The sequence below is a fragment of the Verrucomicrobiales bacterium genome (assembly GCA_016793885.1).
Classification (GTDB): domain Bacteria; phylum Verrucomicrobiota; class Verrucomicrobiia; order Limisphaerales; family UBA11320; genus UBA11320.
The window spans coordinates 19,301-32,820 of sequence record JAEUHE010000193.1 but is presented as its reverse complement, the minus strand read 5'-3'; the positions used below and the strand labels follow the sequence as shown (position 1 = coordinate 32,820).

The window sequence follows — 13,520 nt, the reverse complement described above, 5'->3', positions numbered from 1 at the left end:
AAGGTGACTTCGATTTCGATAGATGCGCGTTCGGTTTCCAAGGTTCACGCGGCTCAAACACTGCTCCCGTTCCAGTTCAACTTCTGCCGAAGCGTCGCAAAAAACGCGCTGCCCTCCAGACGAAGCAGCCGCACTGAATGCCGGCTCTGGCTGATCTGCACGACCTCCCCCGGTTTCAGCGGGGTCTGCACTTGACCGTCGGCGGTCAGAATGGTCTGGACGGTCCGACTCAGCACCGCGACTTTCACCAGCGAGTGGGAGTCGACAATGATGGAACGGTTGGACAGCGTGTGCGGACAGATCGGCGTGAGGGTCATCACATCCGCCTTCGGACTGACGATCGCCCCACCCGCCGCCAGCGAGTAGGCGGTCGACCCCGTGGGCGAGCTGACAATCAAACCATCGCAGCGGTAGCGGGTCAGAAACTCCTCGTCCACGCTGACGCCCAACTCGATCAGCCGGAAGACATCTCCGCGGCCCAGCACAAAATCGTTGAGCGCCACCTGAGCCGGGGACTTGGTGCGGCCTTCGATGCGGGCCTCAATCAAGGGCCGGGTTTCCAGCGAGTAGTGGCCAGTCCAGACCTTTTCCAAGGCCGCGGGAAGCTGATGGGTCTGGACGGCGGTCAGAAACCCGAGCCCCCCCACCTTCACCCCGAGGATGGGAGTGGGAATGCCGGCGGTGTCGCGAGCCACCCGAAGCATGGTCCCGTCCCCACCGAACACCAACAGGAGGTCCACCTCACCCGCCAAGCCGCGAGTGTCTGCAAACTGGGTGCAGGAGAGCCCGGCCAACTGAGCCGTCGCGGCATCGCACAGGAGGGCTCGCCCGCTCTTAAGCACCAGCCGAGCCGTGCGCTGAACCAGGGCGCGGCTGAGCGGCTTCTGCGAGTTGGCCGTCAGACCGACCGTGCGAATGGGTTCAAGCCGCTTTTTCAATCAGTGCCAAAAATTCTTTGTTCCCCGCCGGCCCCACCAAGGGCGACTCCACGACGCCACGCCAGACAGCCTTCAGCTCCTGGACCACAAAGTCCCGGATCTCCTGGACTACCCGCTCATGGACCAGCGGATCCAGAATCACGCCGGCACCCTTGTCCACCTCGGACTTTCCGGCTTCAAATTGCGGCTTGATCAACGCCACGATCAGCCCCCCTAGGTCAAGCAGGGAAATCGCGGACGGAAGGATCTGGCGAAGGGAGATGAAGGCACAGTCGATGACAATGAGCGGCACGTGCTGGAACCCAGCGGGGAACCCGGCCGGACTCAACGACCGGGCGTTCGTCCGCTCCATCACCACGACTCGGGGGTCCTGGCGGAGCTTCCAAGCCAGCTGGCCCTGCCCCACATCCACCGCGTAAACCTGGCTGGCGCCGGCTTGCAGCAGACAATCGGTGAACCCTCCGGTCGAAGCTCCCAGATCCACCGCCCGCTTGCCCTGGACTTCGACGCCAAAGTGCTTCAGGGCGTGCTCCAGCTTGAGACCGCCCCGACTGACGTAGCGCTCACGCGCCGCCAAGCCCAGTTCATCGCCCGGCCGCACCGAGTCGCTCGCCTTCTGCGCCACCTGGCCATTCACGCGCACGTCGCCGGCCAATATCGCCCGCTTCGCCTTCTCCCGACTCTCGCACAGGCCCTGCTCCACGAGTGCTTGGTCCAGTCGCTTCATCTGGATGGACCCGTTGTCACCGGCTCCTCCGTCACCAGTCCTAGCGCACCGCGCTTGATCCACCCGGAACGTTGCGCCGCATCCCGCACCTCAACCCATTCCCCCTGCCCGGAAACGCCGGGCTTATGTCCCAAAATCACCAATTCCAGACCATCGACCGCCGCAAAGGACACCGGAGACTCATCCAGAGGCGTGAAACGGACCGGCGCTTCCTTGACCACCACCACGCCGATCGCGCGGCTCTCGGACTCACTGACCACCCAGAAGCCGACACCCGCGATGGCCAGGCAGACACCCGAGGTCTGCAACCAGGGCCCGACTCGGCTACGCAGTGCCGGACGCCACTCACGTGCGGCAAGCAGCAGAAAGAAGAGCCAGCCACAACCCGAGGCCAGCCAAGCCCATTCGTTCGCGCTCAGACGGCCCACCAACCGCCGGGGCCAGGAAACCGACGACTCCTCTGCCCCTTTGACCGCCCGACGGGCAAACTGGAGATTCGACTGGATGCCGGAATCGCGTGGCGCCAGGCGCCCGGCCTGCAAGAACGCCTGGATGGAGCGTCCGATCTCGCCGTTTCTGAACCGGGCATTTCCCAAGTTGTGCAACACCGCCGGCGTGGTCTGCCCAGCCTGAAGCAGGGACTCATAGGCATCGGCAGCCGCACCAAACCGCCCCTGTTCGTAAAGTCGGTTGGCCTCGTCAAAGGCCACCGAAACGTCCACTGACGCCGCTCGCAGGCCGATAGCCAGAAAACAGAGAGCCACCATCCCCACAAGAAAGGAGAAGGCGGCCCGATTGGTTTGACAGATAACCATTTCGACGAGCGGAGTTTTTATCCTGAGAGCACCCGAGGAAGCAAGGCTTGGCTCTGGCCCGATTCAGTGGATCAGCTCTTTGCCGCAGGAAAAATATCTAGCTGCAATCCCTTCTTGTCCCAGGCCTCAACCCCTGATTATCTCCACCTGGTGAAACTATCGGTCAAAAGCGACTACGCGGCCCGAGCCGTGCTCAGCCTGGCGCGGCACTATGGCGAGGAGAAGGCCATGAAGGTCGACGAACTGGCCAAAGCCAATGGCGTGCCCGCCAACTACCTGGTTCAAATCCTCATCGATCTAAAGTCCCGCAACATCGTTCGCAGTGTGCGCGGCAAGGAGGGGGGCTATTTGCTGGCCCGGCCGCCAGGGGAGATTACCCTGGGCGAGGTCCTGCGCACGGTGCACGGCCCCTTGTTCGATACCTCCGCCTTGACGGATGCCCAATGCCCCAGCGAACTGCGCGAGGCTTGGAAAAAGCTCCAGGATACCGTCGACCAGGCCGCCGACTCCATCAACTTCCAGAGCCTGGCGGAGCAAAGCAGTGCCAAGCAGAGAATGTATTACATCTAGCCGGGCCCGGGCCAGCAGCCGCAAAACCGTCTGACCTTCCCGGCGTTTATAACTGTGGTGAAGCCTTCCGAGTCATCCCGCCGGTCTCGACGCCTGCGAGTCGGCGTTTTCCTGCTCATCCTCGCGGGCGGGGTGCTCACTTTGTGGGAACGCTACCGGGGCTGGAAGGAATCCAGTCAGGACGCCTTTATCCTGGCGGCAGCCTCGCGCTATCAGGTCCATCCCGCGCTCATCAAAGCCGTGGTCTGGCGGGAGAGCGGGTTCGATCCCAATGCCCGCGGATCCAAGGGAGAGCTGGGGCTGATGCAGCTCATGCCCGGCACCGCTGATGAGTGGGCACGCGCCGAGCGCGTGGCCCTGCACTTCGAACGTCAGATGCTGGATCCCTCCATGAACACCCGCGCCGGGACCTGGTATCTGCGCAAAGTGTCCCAACGCTACAAGAACACCGACAATCCCCTGCCCTACGCCTTGGCCGACTACAATGCGGGCAGAGCCAACGTGCTCAAGTGGGCCAAGGGTGCGGCAGCCACCAACAGCGCCGCCTTCATCCAAGCGATCGGCTTTCCCAGCACCCGCGACTATGTGGTGAGAGTCTCCGAGCGCTACGTGCGCTACCGCGAAACCTTCCCCCCCAAGTCCAAACGCTAGCAGGCCGTCGGACTTAGAATATCGTTCTGCAGGGTGCCCGCCAGGGCTACTCCTTGGTTCCAGGGCTTTCTTGGCTTCGGCCTGCTAGCAATCACCCCGACTCGGAGTCGGGGTAGTGACGAAGCGGGGATCCATGCAAAACCCGACGCCCTTGCCCCGCCCTATGTTCAAGAAAACCTTCAACGGATCGGCTCTTTTCCGCAGGAAAAACATCTAGCAGCCTGTCGCGACATTTCCTACGTCATTCTTTAGCACAGATGAGGTTCAAAGACAGTCTCACCTCCGGTGGGGGAAAGTCCGACAGGATGCTAGAACCGAACCAGAGATTCCAACAGGTCGCGGAAGTCCTCCAACGCGGGAGTGATCATGCCCGGCACCTTTGCCTGATCGTCATACTGACGGAGCTTCACCGCGCTGGCGAAGTGCGGATGCGCCTCAAAATCCCGAGCCTCGGATTCGGTCATCGGTCCGCCCTGCAAAGCCAGGCTTTTCTGGGAGGCGGCCGACAGCCCCTGGAAATATTGGCGATCTTTCCAACAGAGATAGCGCTTAGCGGTCGCGTGATGCCGCACCGGTTCAACGACGGCGGCAGGGAACCAAGCCTCCAGACGGTTGGCTCCGACTCGCTCGTGGCGAGCATCGACTCCTCGATCGGCGATATCTTCGCCCAACCCATGAACCAAGTGACCGTAATCGTGAAGCAAACAGGCGGCGATCAGGGCCGGCGGCTCCCCGGCCTTCTGCGCCAAGGCAGCACACTGCAGGGCGTGCTGCTGCTCCGTCACGCGCTCTCCATACATCCCGTCCCCATGCTCATGGAAGACATCGAAAATCTCGGAGACAACTTCACTAGGTTGCATAATAGCCATCTTCCCCGCTCCCGAGAGCCACGACAAGCCAAGATTTTGCGACGAACCGAGGGTGCTAATTTCGGCAACCGCCGGCTCCGCAGCCGCAGGCGCCACCATGTCCGGAGCGGGCGGTGGAGCCCACCGACTTGCCTTCCGCCTTGCTCAGAGTCCCGAACCCACCCGAAATGACCCGGCGGATGGGCTCACCGGTTTCGGGATGCTGGGTCAGCGGTTCATCCTTCATGCTCTGCTTGATCTCGAGGTGACGGACCTTCTGCCCGGGTTTCTGCGGAATGGTTTCGTAAACGTAAGTAGCCATAAGTTTGTTGGCGTTGACCTCGGGTCAACGCCAACAACAGGTTACAAGATAGGGAACGCTCGTCAACGGGCAGGTGATTCGAGTTCTCGCCGCCCCCGTTCGCCAGGCCGACGAAAGTGTCCTGCCTGCCTCACGAAGCGATTAGGGCGCGACCAAGCGGTAGAACTTGCGCGCACCCGCGGGCACGCGAACTACCGGCTCCACCATCGGGGTGGTGAATTCCAAGGTGTCGACCAGATCCCAGCGGCTGAGATCCTCGGAGGACTCCAAGCGATGGACCGATCCCAAAGCTCCGCTAAGTGCGATTTGAAGATCGCCATTTTCGAGTCGAGTCACCTGATCAAACCGCGGTTGAATCCGACTGGTCGGCCGACGAGGATCATACGCTGCGGGAGTCACATCCAGGACCGGGAGGAAGACCCGCGCAACACTCTCCCACGGGACGAGTTTAAAGTTGGTGTTCCGAACACTCACTGAGCCGTCATTCTCGCCGTCCTGAACGATAAGCACTCCCTGCGGATAGCCAGGCAACGCAATGGGACATACCTCCGCGCCATCGCAGGTGGTGACTTGGTCGATACCGAGTGCCTGGTTGGCACCGATGGCGAAACTACCCAAGTAGGTATTCGCGGGATCGCGCGAGAATACCGCGAAGTTGTTGTCACCCTGGCTCGAAACCACCAGGTAGCCTCCACCATTGGCGCCATAGTAGATGCAGAGCCCCTCGATGTCCGTGGAGAGAATCGCCCCGGCCGGCTTGATCTTCTGCACGAGTGTCCCCCCCAGACCGCCCCGGGTGGGCTCCGCCGAATATTTCCACAGGCCAACCTTCTCCTGCGCAAAGTAGACCCAGCCCAACTCCTGGTCAGCGACAATGCCCTCCGCCTGAATGTTCTCCGGCAACTGAATGCGGCGAACAGCGCGCCACCCTACCTTCCCACCTCCCGCATCATACAACTCCAGCTGAGCCACCTCGCCTTTGGCGCTCCGGCTCACAAAGGCATAGGGCCGTCCCGTGAGCACGCTGGTGTAGAGACACAGACCATAGGCCGTATCCCCGGCCACAACCGAATCCGGGAAGATGTGAGTGGTGAGATCCGCTGAAATCAGGGTCAACGGATCACGCACGACGTTGGCATCGATTCGATAGATGTAGAGAGTATCATTGATGCGATCCGAGAAGACCGCCAGATCCACCTTCCCTCCATTGAGGGGGAAGCCATAGAGCACATCCACATTGTTCAAGCGGATGGCCCCGTTGGTTTCAGGCGCGAAGCGCTGCACTTCGTTGAGAAGGGGATCGAAGACCACCGCCCCGCCCAGCTTCTTCGTGGTGAGCAGCAAGCTCTTCGCCGGATCAGTAGGGTGAATCCAGAAGGCCGCGTCATCGCAATCGTCAGGGGCAAAGCTGGCGGGGGTTTCCTGGGATGGCAAAACGATCGGGAACGGAGACTCATTGTCAAAAATGTTCACCAACAGCCCTACGCTGGCCAAAGTGACGGGAAAGGTTTCCGCATCATCCGTGGCCGCGATGCTGTGGCTGATGGTCCCTGGATGGAGGCGACCCAACTCGACCAGCGCATCGTCCATCGCCCGAACCGTGATCACCTGAGGCACCAAGGCGTTCGCGGTGGTGAACACCAGATTCGTTTCTGAAACGAACTGCACGCCATCCAAACTCACCAGCACCTGGGCGTCGGCAGCGATCTTGACCGTTACCTGTCCCGCGGCGGGTGTTGCACCCAAGGCGAGTGTATAACTGTCTAGGACCCCATCCTCATCGACATAGGTGGTGCTGCCCGACTGCACCAAACGAAACGCGTTGAAAACCACATTGTCCTTACCCGGGGTGAGGGTGGCCCCCTCGGGATAATTCGGCGTCACCTGGGCATTGAAGGCCACGGTGAGACCCGAGCCATTCATGCGGCCCGCGAACCATGCCTCCGGATTATTCGGCCGGAGATCCCCAGCCAGGCGGACCACCGCCTCCGGGCGGTTATCGTTTCCGACATTGGGAACCCGAACCCCGCCATACACGGGATCTGCTGGCAGCTGGCGAATCGCCACCGCATCGACGATTGTCGCGGTATCCAGGGGGGCCACATCAAAGACCCCGTCATCATTGGAGTCGTAGTCAGTTCCCTCGACCGGACTCGTCGTGCTCTGCACGAGCAGGACCGAGAGCGTGTTGTTATTCAGCGGGGAGACAGCCGTATCAATCAACCGTGGATTCTCCACCACGCGCGTGGCGGGGGGCACGAGAAACCCATTCGTGGCCGAGACCTTGACGATCAAGAGCCCGTTCGCGCCCAGTTCCACGCCCTTCAAATCGAGCACAAGATCGGCCCGGCCGGAAACTCCCGCGTTGCCAGGGACAGCCAGCAAAAAGTAACCATCCAGCGACTGGAGGGGCGGGCCCTTGATCTCGATGAACTCATGGGGCAGCGTGTTCCCCGGAGGGTTGACGTAGATTTCGTTGAGCAGCACTGGATCGGCGCTGGCTGTCAGACCGAGCGCGAGGGAAGCCAGACCGCAGAGAAGAGAGAATTGGGATCGAATTGGATTCATGGTGATGGTTGAGAAGCAGACGGGATTGCCTGCATCCGGAGCCTTACTACAGGCGAGCTGGCCATCGGTTACAGGCACCTCGCTCGGAACACCGCCCCACCTCCCCACACTCGCCCTCTCAATTCGTCCGATTCGGATCGACTCCGGGATCAACCGTCCAGATCACGCGGGTTTGCGGAAACGCGGCCCAACCATCGTGAACCACCTCCGGGCCCGACAACTGGTCCACGTGACCGTCGGCAAAGGCCAGCACTCCGCTCTGTCCGTGGCGCGTCACAAAGCGGCTCGCATAGGCGCTGGGTTGACCGAGATTGTCCTTCTCCTGCTTCTCATCGACCTTGGGATCGTTTTCGAGCCGGTTATCGAGAAACGTCACGGTGGACGCCGGTTCCAGAACGGAGCTGAGCTTGATGCTCCGAAAGGGATTCAGGATCAGCTTCGAATTCATGGCATAGGAGAAATAGGCAATCTCACTGACGCCAGATCCCTTGGGAAAAGTAGCGCTAGGGCAGTGGAACAGATTCCCCGGTTTGTAGAAGTCGGCGCGCACCGCCTCCGGCGCATAGGCGGAGGCTCGCCGTGAGTGGGCATAGTCGGGAAGGGTGTTGTACCACACATCATGGGCCAGCGGGTTGCGCACTTGGGCCCAGAGATTGATGGTGGTGCCGCCCGGAATGAAGCTCTCACGCGGAATGAAGTCCTCGTTGTCGTGAGCAAACATTATCAAGGCGAAGTTCCACTGCTTGAGCTGGCTAAGGCAGGACGCTTTGCGCGCGGTGGCCTTGGCCTTGCCCAGCGCCGGCAGGATCATCGCGGACAAAACGCCAATAACGGCCACCACCACGAGCAATTCGATGAGAGTGAAGGCGAGGCACGAGCAAGTCGCAGATCGCTGGGCGAGTGCCTGCGTGCGGTGGTGGCGGGCGATTCTGGAGCAGGGGGTGGGCATCGAAGTCATGGGGATGAAAGGGCGATCCGCGCGGTATAAAACCGCCAGCTCGTGCCCCGAGCCGTCGACTCCTTGAACTCGATCCGATCACCGGCGGCCGTCTGCCGAGCGATCACCGTCCACTTGCCTGCGCTCAGATCCCCGCTCGCCAGCCACTCATAAGTCGTCCCGGCCTGGGCGGTGTAGGTGAGCTGGATCGCGCCTTCCGTGTGGAGGATGGTCACCAGACGAGGCGCCACTTGCCGCGGAGGGTGATTGGTGTAGTAGCCGGGAGACGCCACATCAGCCGACTTGGCGGCGCGGATGGCACCGCACTCCCCCACCTGGCTCATCCGCCCTTCCTCGATGCGGCCGTCGCACCAAAAACTGAGGCTCGATCCCTGGATCGGAACATAGTTTTTATCCAAGTGCACATACTCAGACCGTGTGATAAAGTCGTCAGCGTCCGATGCGGTGGGATTCCACAGCGCGATGGAATCATAGTGAGCGTTGATCCCGTTACCCGCATAACGAACAAACTGCAGACCCGCTGGCAAATTCTCTTCGCCCCACCATTCGGTGAAGAATTCCGGTGTCATATTCTGAAGGAAAACCACCGACTCTCCCGGGCGTACCACCAGGTCATTGGTGATAACCCAGGCGCCCTCGAGCACACGGGGAAAGTCATCGAACCGGTACCCTCGAAGGTTGACCGAGTCGGTGTCGAAGTTAGTGAGTTCCCACCAGTCCGATCGGCCCACCACCAGCGAGTTGGTCGAACGCCCACCCATCATCTCCGTGATGAACAGCTTGGGCTCGGGTCTCACGCTCAGCGAGGCGGAAGCAACAGCGACACCTAACTGATTGGAGACAGTCACGGAGTAGACGCCGGAAACGAACTCATCGGCTTGCGGAATGCGAAGCACAGAACCGGTTTCGCCAGGAATATCTTGTCCTTCGAATCGCCATTGAACGACCGGCAGGGGGTAACCCCGGACCGCTATCTGAAAAATGGCGGTCTGCCAGGGGGTCACCACCAGATCCACGGGAGCGCTGAGAATCGTCGGTGCGCTGGGGATCGTATTGACCGCGACCACCGCCACCTCGCTGGTCGACGACGTAAGCCCGTTGAAGATCCGAGCCGTATAGCGTCCCGCCTGCTGCGGCTCGGCGTTGGTGAGGACGATCCGATCCCTGGTTTCGCCCGCAAGGTCGCTCCCCTCAAACTGCCATTGAACCAGGGGCCGGGGCAGCCCTAGGGTTCGAACGTTCAGCACGGCAGGAGCCCCGGCATCCACCGTCAGGCTCTGAGGCTGAAGCGCAAAGCCCACGGGCACCGCTGCGCCGGCCGTCCCGGGAGAGCCCACATCATCCGTTTGAGCCGCCTTGATGGCTCGATTGACTCCAACCTCGCTCAGCGTATCCATGAAACCGGTGTTGGTATCGTAAACCAGGCTGAAGCCTGAGCGAGCCTCCAGAAGCTCCACGCGATCCACTTCATTCGTGCCAGACTCATCCACTCTCCAGACCTGAACCGCATCTTTCAGGCGGCCGAAACCACGTCGCGTGTAAGGAATAATCGGAACCTCCGCCGGAATGTTCGTCTCCCCCCACCAGGCGCGGAACTGAGTCGCGTTGGTGCAAACGTTGGTAATTGCCTGAAAAAAGAGAATCGAGCTCCCCGCTCCGAGCTGGAGCCCCGCAAACATGGCTCGGTCTTCAGCCTCAAAGACATCAGTGAGCCCTACACTGTCACTAAACCGGAAGTCGGAGAGGTCAGCTGGCTCGCTGCCGAAGTTGGTCAACTCCCAGAAGTCCGGCCCTTGAGGAACCTTGATGGAGCCCAGGTTTGTCGACGCGGACGCCATCACTTCCGTGATGGCAAGTTGGCAGCGACCGTAATTCACCGGGAGCAACAAGACCGCACCGAAGGCCAAGGTGGTCCAGATTGTTCGGGAGATTTTCATTGTTGGCTCCACTAATTGGCTGACGGAAGCGGAGGGCGATGCTCCGGGCGAGTTCCAGCGTCAGCAGAAGAATAATCGATGAGAGGAAACAGCCCCTCCATCCGACTCATCGCTTTGCGGACCGCACTGAAGGACAAGGGCGTGATCGGCTCGAACCCTGACGGTCGGCCCGGTACAAGGAGCAGAAACGGGGCGTTCTCGAGCCTGGTCAACACAGCAGTCAGATCCCGGGCCAGTTCCACGGACAAGTGCCGGCTCCCGACCCAAGGATTTGGGCTCCTCTCAAAGTGGGAGTCACCAATCTGAACAAGCCCTCGGTTTTTATGGTTTTCAAACCCACGCAAACTGGTGACCCCGGCATCGTATCGCCCCCGAACAACATCTTCGATCACATCGGCAGTACTATGTAGCCAGCCACGCCTTCGAACCGCCGCTTCGTAGCCCAACTCATGAACTTCCTCGATGAATTCGGAGCGGCTCTCGAGGCACACGTATTCCTTCAAGTCGGAGCCGGTAATGCCCGCCTCCGCCAGCTTGGCCTGGCCCCAAAAGGTAATGCCTGAGACCGAGTCACCGAAGGCAAGCCTGCGACCCTTCAAATCTACCAAGCTCTTGATGCCGCTGTTGGTGCGAGTAAAAAAGACTGCGGTCTTCAGCTTCGACCGCGGCAAGACCAGCGCGTCTAACTCCGGATGCTTCTCCTTGGTGCGCAAATAGTAGATATCACCCATGCGAGCAAAGTGAACTCCGTTCGTCAATAAAGCCGCGGTACGATCCTCTTTGAACTTGAAGATCTTTAGATCGATTCGAACCGGCCGCCCTCGCCGCTCCGTCAACTCGCGCTCCAGATGGGCAAGCAGCAAGGAATACTTCTGAGAGTCCGATACCGGGCTCTCGTTTGCGGCCAGCCCAAAAGCGAGTCGCTCGACCGAAGATCCCTTCGCCACGGTCGCTATAGGAAATCCAGAAAGCGCCGCCAATTGTTCGGAGGAAATATGGAGAACTCGACGATCCGTGCTGAGCCACAAACCCTCGAGCTGCTCGTGGAGCATCGACACGGTGAGGGAAAGCAGCTGTGCATTCGTTTGCCCGGCCCGTTCAACATCCTTGAGCACCGCCGCGGTCTTGTCCTTCTCCGCACTGACCATCGTTAACAGCCCCAATGCTCCCATCAGGCCCGCGCAGAGCGTAACAATCAGGGTGGCTCCGACCGGATTGCGGCGCGTCCACCGGAAGGCCCTCACCCACGGCCCCGCTTGCTTGGCCTGCACCGATTCGCCACGCGTCCACCGTTCCAAATCTTCCGCCAGACTCAGTGCGGACTCGTAGCGGAGTGACCGGTCCTTCTCCAAGCACTTCAGACAAATGGCCGCCAATTCCACATCGGCCGCCCCGTTCAGCGTCACGGGCGGTAACGGTTCCTCCTCGGCTACCTTCCGCAAGGTGTCCAGCGGGGTCTTACCCTGAAACGGCACTCGCCCCGTGAGCAGCTCATACAGGATGGCTCCCAGACTGTAGATGTCGGCCGCGAACGAGACCGCTTTGCCGGAGGCCTGCTCGGGAGCCATATAGGCCGGAGTGCCCAGAACATCATTGGTGCCGGTCAACGCATCGTCGCTCTCCAAGAGCTTGGCGATCCCGAAGTCCGTCAGATGAGGTTCGCCCTCGGCATCGATCAGAATGTTGTTGGGCTTAAGGTCGCGGTGAACAATACCGTGCTGATGCGCGTAATGAACGGCTCGGGCGACCTTGGCCAGAAGCATGGCGATCACTTCCTGACGCTGCCGGGACGACTCTTTGGAAATGCTCTTCTTGGCAGAGTCCACCAGCCCGAAATCGGCCCGCCTCCTGGCCAAGCTGGTCCCATTGACCAGCTTCATGCTGAAGAACGGCTGTCCCTCAAGATCGCCGATCTGATAGATGGGCACGATATTGGGATGAGTCAGCTTGGCCGTCGCGGCGGCCTCAATGCTAAACCTCGCGACCGTGTCGTAGGATGCATCCTGGTGATTCGAAACCATCTTGAGAGCCACCATTCGTTTGAGGCTCCGCTGGTAGGCCTTGTAAACCACCCCCATCCCTCCCCTTCCCACCAATTCCAGCAACTCAAAGTCCCCAAATGGACGCGAGCGCACGGGTTCCGCACCGGCAGCCGCAGCCGGCGGGGGAGCCCCGGGATCGGAGAGCGTGCCATGCCGCTCAACTGACTCGAATGGAGTGCTTTGGAACGCGAGCTTCAGCAGGCAGTTGGCGCACAAACCGCCCACCGACTGCCCGACCAGCGACGCGTTGCAGCGCTGACATCGGGAAATTGCATCTAAAGAAAACTGCGTCATAGACAGTCGTGCTTCCCATCCCACTACAGATTCAAGAGCGACCGGTTACAGCCATTTGCCCCTTTTATTCAATCATCGCGGTCATCAAGCAGCGCAACTCCTCATCCACCTCGCCCGCCGTCGCCACCGTCTGGGCGACCTCGGATCGCACCGCCTCCTTAAACCGATGGCGCAGCCGGTGAACGGCTACCTTCACCGCACCCTCGCTCAGCCCGACCTGGCCACCGAGGGTTCGATAGCATTCCGCGGAGCCCTCGTTCAGCAGCAGCGACTGAAGCTGCTGGAATAGCTCCCCCTTGCCGGCCGCGGCATAGTCCGCCTGTAACTGCTGGAGTGCCCGCTCGAGCAAGGTCATGGCCCACCGCTTGTCGAACAAGGTCTCGGCAGATGTGCGGTTCGTCGACTCCTGCTGATAGAGCCGCTCGGCAACCGCCTCGTCCAAGGGCAGGAGCGGAGCCCCTCCCCCACGCTTCTGAGCCTGGCCTCGCACCCATTCGTTAACGAGAAAATTTTGAAGTGACTTAAGCAGGAACGAGCGAAAGCGGCCTCGCTCCTGGTCCGCCAGTTGAAGGTAGTTCTTCTGCAGGAGACGCGAAAAGAATTCCTGAGTCAGGTCCTGAGCATCGTGCGCACTGTGGCCCTGTCGTCGAACGTAAGCATAAAGCGGATACCAGTACACCCGGCAAAGCGCCTCCAGGGCGACGGCCGCCTGCGGGGTTTCAGATCGACCCGCCGCCAGGACCGCGCTCCAGTGCGTCGTCTGGAACATTCCCGCCGAATCCCAGCTCGGCTCCCGATGGTTGGTCTCCTGTGACATGGTTTAGCCTGACAGTCGGTTGTTATTATAGTG

At 60.7% G+C, this 13,520-nt stretch carries 12 protein-coding genes; 2 read left to right on the top strand and 10 right to left on the bottom strand.

Annotation, left to right across the window (positions count from 1 at the left end):
- Nucleotides 1–53: 53 nt before the first annotated feature.
- The 3 genes from JNN07_22105 to JNN07_22095 all read right to left on the bottom strand — a co-directional run bounded on the left by JNN07_22105 (nt 54) and on the right by JNN07_22095 (nt 2,480).
- Nucleotides 54–704, bottom strand: a complete 651-nt coding sequence (locus JNN07_22105) for an NAD(+)/NADH kinase (protein MBL9170446.1) — start codon at nt 702–704, stop codon at nt 54–56.
- Between the two features lie 217 nt (nt 705–921).
- Nucleotides 922–1,671 carry a TlyA family RNA methyltransferase gene (locus JNN07_22100; GenBank protein ID MBL9170445.1) on the bottom strand — a complete coding sequence of 250 codons (750 nt, stop codon included), beginning with the start codon at nt 1,669–1,671 and terminating at the stop codon, nt 922–924.
- Nucleotides 1,662–2,480, bottom strand: a complete 819-nt coding sequence (locus tag JNN07_22095) for a tetratricopeptide repeat protein (protein MBL9170444.1) — start codon at nt 2,478–2,480, stop codon at nt 1,662–1,664. Before JNN07_22095 ends, JNN07_22100 begins: the two co-directional genes overlap by 10 nt.
- A 150-nt stretch (nt 2,481–2,630) precedes the next feature.
- Here JNN07_22095 and JNN07_22090 point away from each other — a divergent pair, with 150 nt between their 5' ends.
- Together JNN07_22090 and JNN07_22085 are read left to right on the top strand one after the other, a co-directional pair.
- Nucleotides 2,631–3,050: an Rrf2 family transcriptional regulator gene (locus JNN07_22090; GenBank protein MBL9170443.1), complete on the top strand. Its 420-nt coding sequence runs from the start codon at nt 2,631–2,633 to the stop codon at nt 3,048–3,050.
- A gap of 57 nt (nt 3,051–3,107) precedes the next feature.
- Nucleotides 3,108–3,701 carry a lytic transglycosylase domain-containing protein gene (locus JNN07_22085; protein MBL9170442.1) on the top strand — a complete coding sequence of 198 codons (594 nt, stop codon included), beginning with the start codon at nt 3,108–3,110 and terminating at the stop codon, nt 3,699–3,701.
- 308 nt (nt 3,702–4,009) lie between these two features.
- On the opposite strand, the gene JNN07_22080 is transcribed toward JNN07_22085, so the two are convergent.
- The 7 genes from JNN07_22080 to JNN07_22050 all read right to left on the bottom strand — a co-directional run bounded on the left by JNN07_22080 (nt 4,010) and on the right by JNN07_22050 (nt 13,487).
- The gene (locus JNN07_22080; GenBank protein MBL9170441.1) at nt 4,010–4,561 is read right to left on the bottom strand and encodes an HD domain-containing protein; all 552 of its coding nucleotides are present in this window, start codon (nt 4,559–4,561) and stop codon (nt 4,010–4,012) included.
- 64 nt (nt 4,562–4,625) lie between these two features.
- On the bottom strand, nt 4,626–4,871 hold the full coding sequence (locus JNN07_22075; protein ID MBL9170440.1) for a zinc ribbon domain-containing protein: 246 nt from the start codon (nt 4,869–4,871) through the stop codon (nt 4,626–4,628).
- A 141-nt stretch (nt 4,872–5,012) separates the two neighbouring features.
- Entirely contained in the window at nt 5,013–7,439 is a 2,427-nt protein-coding gene (locus tag JNN07_22070) for a phytase (protein MBL9170439.1), read from the bottom strand.
- Nucleotides 7,440–7,557: 118 nt separating this feature from the next.
- Nucleotides 7,558–8,388 carry a type II secretion system protein gene (locus JNN07_22065; GenBank protein MBL9170438.1) on the bottom strand — a complete coding sequence of 277 codons (831 nt, stop codon included), beginning with the start codon at nt 8,386–8,388 and terminating at the stop codon, nt 7,558–7,560.
- A gap of 5 nt (nt 8,389–8,393) precedes the next feature.
- Complete coding sequence (locus JNN07_22060; GenBank protein ID MBL9170437.1) at nt 8,394–10,334, bottom strand: hypothetical protein; 1,941 nt, start codon at nt 10,332–10,334, stop codon at nt 8,394–8,396.
- A gap of 11 nt (nt 10,335–10,345) precedes the next feature.
- Nucleotides 10,346–12,670 (bottom strand): protein kinase, encoded by a 2,325-nt coding sequence (locus tag JNN07_22055; protein ID MBL9170436.1) that lies wholly within the window; start codon nt 12,668–12,670, stop codon nt 10,346–10,348.
- A gap of 64 nt (nt 12,671–12,734) precedes the next feature.
- Entirely contained in the window at nt 12,735–13,487 is a 753-nt protein-coding gene (locus tag JNN07_22050; protein MBL9170435.1) for a sigma-70 family RNA polymerase sigma factor, read from the bottom strand.
- Between the last annotated feature and the right edge of the window lie 33 nt (nt 13,488–13,520).